Here is a 2894-nt window from a genome sequence, read left to right as displayed (position 1 = left end):
GCGTGCGTTATCGCGCCATCGGCGCGGCGGCCCTGCTGCGCCGGAACATGCTGATCTACGGCCTTGGCGGTCTGCTGCTGCCGTTCGCCGGCATCAAGCTGATCGACATGGCGCTCACCGCGCTCAATCTGACCTAGGAGTTTTCATGCAATCGATTCTTCGCCCCGCACTCGTGCTGTTCGCGGTGCTCACCTTGATCTGCGGCGTGCTGTATCCGCTGGCCGTGACCGGGATCGCCCAGGCGACGTTTCCCGTGCAGGCCAATGGCAGCCTGATCGAACGGGATGGCAAGACGGTCGGCTCGGCGCTGATCGGCCAGTCATTCAGCTCGCCGGGCTACTTCTGGGGCCGGCCATCGGCCACCGGCCCGATGGCCAATAACGGCGGCGGTTCTGGCGGCTCGAACCACGGTCCGCTCAATCCGGCCCTGCAAGACGCGGTCAAGGGTCGCGTCGCTGCGCTGCGCGCACTCGACCCGTCCAATACGGCGCCGGTGCCGGTCGACCTGGTGACGGCGTCGGCCAGCGGTCTCGATCCCGAGATCAGCGTGGCGGGCGCGCAGTACCAGGCGGCGCGGGTGGCGCGTGCGCGCGCGATGCCGGTCGAACGGGTCGGCGCGCTGATCGAACGGCACACCGAGCTGCCTTTACCGGGCCTGCCAGGTGCGCCGCGCGTGAACGTGCTGGCGCTGAATTTGGCGCTGGACCAGGCAGCCGGCGTGGCCAGCGTGGCCAGCAGCCGCGAAAGCGGGCATACTCGTTAGACCATGCCCCACGACGACCAGCGACCCGACCCCGACGCACTGCTTGCGCAACTGCGCGAGCAGGACCGGCGCGCCGCGCGCGGCCGCCTGCGCATCTATTTCGGTGCCTCGGCCGGCGTGGGCAAGACCTACGCCATGCTGCAAGAGGCGCGCAAGCTGCAGCGCGATGGCGCCGCGCCGCTGGTGGGCGTGATCGAAACCCACGGGCGTACCGAGACGGCGCGCCTGCTCGACGGGCTCGAACTGCTGCCGCGGCGGCGCATCGACTATCGCGGCAAGACGCTCGATGAATTCGATCTCGACGCCGCGCTGGCGCGTGCGCCCGGTGTCATCCTGGTCGACGAACTGGCGCATTCGAACGCGCCCGGTTCGCGCCATCCCAAGCGCTGGCAGGACGTCGAAGAACTGCTGGCGGCGGGCATCGACGTGCTCACCACTGTCAACGTGCAGCACCTGGAAAGCCTGAACGACGTGGTGGGCGGCATCGCCGGGATCCGCGTGGCCGAGACGGTGCCCGACCGCGTGTTCGACAGCGCCGATGAAATCGTGATGGTCGACCTGACGGCCGATGCGCTGCTGGCGCGCCTGAAAGAGGGCAAGGTGTATCAGCCGCAGCAGGCCGAGCGCGCCGCCGGTAACTTCTTCAGGAAGGGCAACCTGATCGCGCTGCGCGAACTGGCGCTGCGCCGCACGGCGGACCGCGTCGAAGGTGACGTGCGCGCCTGGCGCGAAGCGCAATCGATCGACGCGATCTGGAAGACCGGCGCCGGCCTGCTGGTGTGTATTGGGCCTGGTACCCACGCGGAACACGTCGTGCGCAGCAGTGCGCGCATGGCGTCGCAACTGGGTACGGGCTGGCATGCGGTGTATGTCGAGACGGCGCGCCTGGGCAAGCTGCCCGAAGCGGTGCGGGTGCGTATCATGGACACGCTCAAGCTCGCGCAGAGCCTGGGCGCGACCACGGCGGTGCTGTCGGGGGAGGACATCGCGGCCAGCACGCTCGATTACGCGCGCGACCATAACCTGTCGCGCATCGCGCTGGGCCGGGATGGCTCGCGCTGGCCGTGGCGCCGGCGCACTGCGCGCCGCCTCGCGCGGCTCGCGCCGGGCGTGGACCTGATCGAGATCGGGCAGCCGGCGGTGCCGCCTGCTGCAGTCAGCAGCACGACCGCGGCTGCGGCTGCGGCAGTGGAGTCGCGCCGGTCGTTGCTGCCGCACGCGTGGGCTGCGGGCGCGAGCCTGCTCACGGCGCTGGTGGCCACGCCTCTGAGGCCGTGGCTCGACCTGGCCAATATCGTCATGCTGTTCCTGCTGGTGGTGCTGCTCGTGGCCATGCGCTTCGGGCGCGCGCCATCGGTCACCGCCACCTGCGTCGGCGTGGCCAGTTTCGATTTCTTCTTCGTGCCGCCGCGTTTTGATTTCGCAGTGAGCGACGTGCAATACCTGATTACGTTCGCCGTGATGCTGGCCGTGGGCCTGATTACCGGACACCTGACGGCCGGCCTGCGTTTCCAGGCGCGTGTGGCGGCCCAGCGCGAGCGGCGCGTGCGCGCGCTGTACGAATTCGCGCGCGAGTTGTCAGGTGCGCTGGCGGCGTCGCAGGTGTTCGAATCCAGCCGCGCCGTGATCCAGAATGCGTTCGGCGCACGCGCCACGCTGCTGGTGCCCGATGCCGACGGGCGGCTCGGCATGCCAGCGGCGGACGATGGCGCCGCGACCGGGCCGGCGCCCGGCAACGTCGACCAGGGCATCGCCCAGTGGGCGTACGACCACGCGCAGCCGGCGGGCCTGGGCACGGACACGCTGCCGGCATGCCCGTTGTTCTACCTGCCCTTGGTGGCGCCGATGCGCACGCGCGGCGTACTGGCGATCGAGCCGGAAGGCGGGCGCTGGGTCCTGATTCCCGAACAGCGGCGCCAGCTCGACGCCCTGGCGGCGCTGGCCGCGATCGCGCTCGAGCGCGTGCATTACGTCGAGGTGGCGCAGGCGGCGTTGGTGAACATGGAATCGGAGCGGCTGCGCAATTCGCTGCTGGCTGCGTTGTCGCACGATTTGCGCACGCCGCTCACGGCGCTGGTTGGCCTGTCCGAATCGCTGCTGCGCGGCGAGCCGGCGCTGCCCGATACATCGC

General features: G+C 70.0%; 2 protein-coding genes. Both read left to right on the top strand.

The window, feature by feature from the left end; translation table 11 throughout:
* Positions 1 to 145: 145 nt before the first annotated feature.
* Positions 146 to 763: a potassium-transporting ATPase subunit KdpC gene (gene kdpC / locus AC1DYN_RS31980; RefSeq protein ID WP_477966742.1), complete on the top strand. Its 618-nt coding sequence runs from the start codon at positions 146 to 148 to the stop codon at positions 761 to 763.
* 3 nt (positions 764 to 766) lie between these two features.
* Positions 767 to 2894, top strand: a 2128-nt coding sequence (locus AC1DYN_RS31975; protein WP_477966740.1) for a DUF4118 domain-containing protein, incomplete at its 3' end; no start/stop codon positions are given.

The organism is Rhizobacter sp. P2_D12, from assembly GCF_056404395.1.
This window is presented reverse-complemented; position numbering and strand designations above follow the sequence as displayed.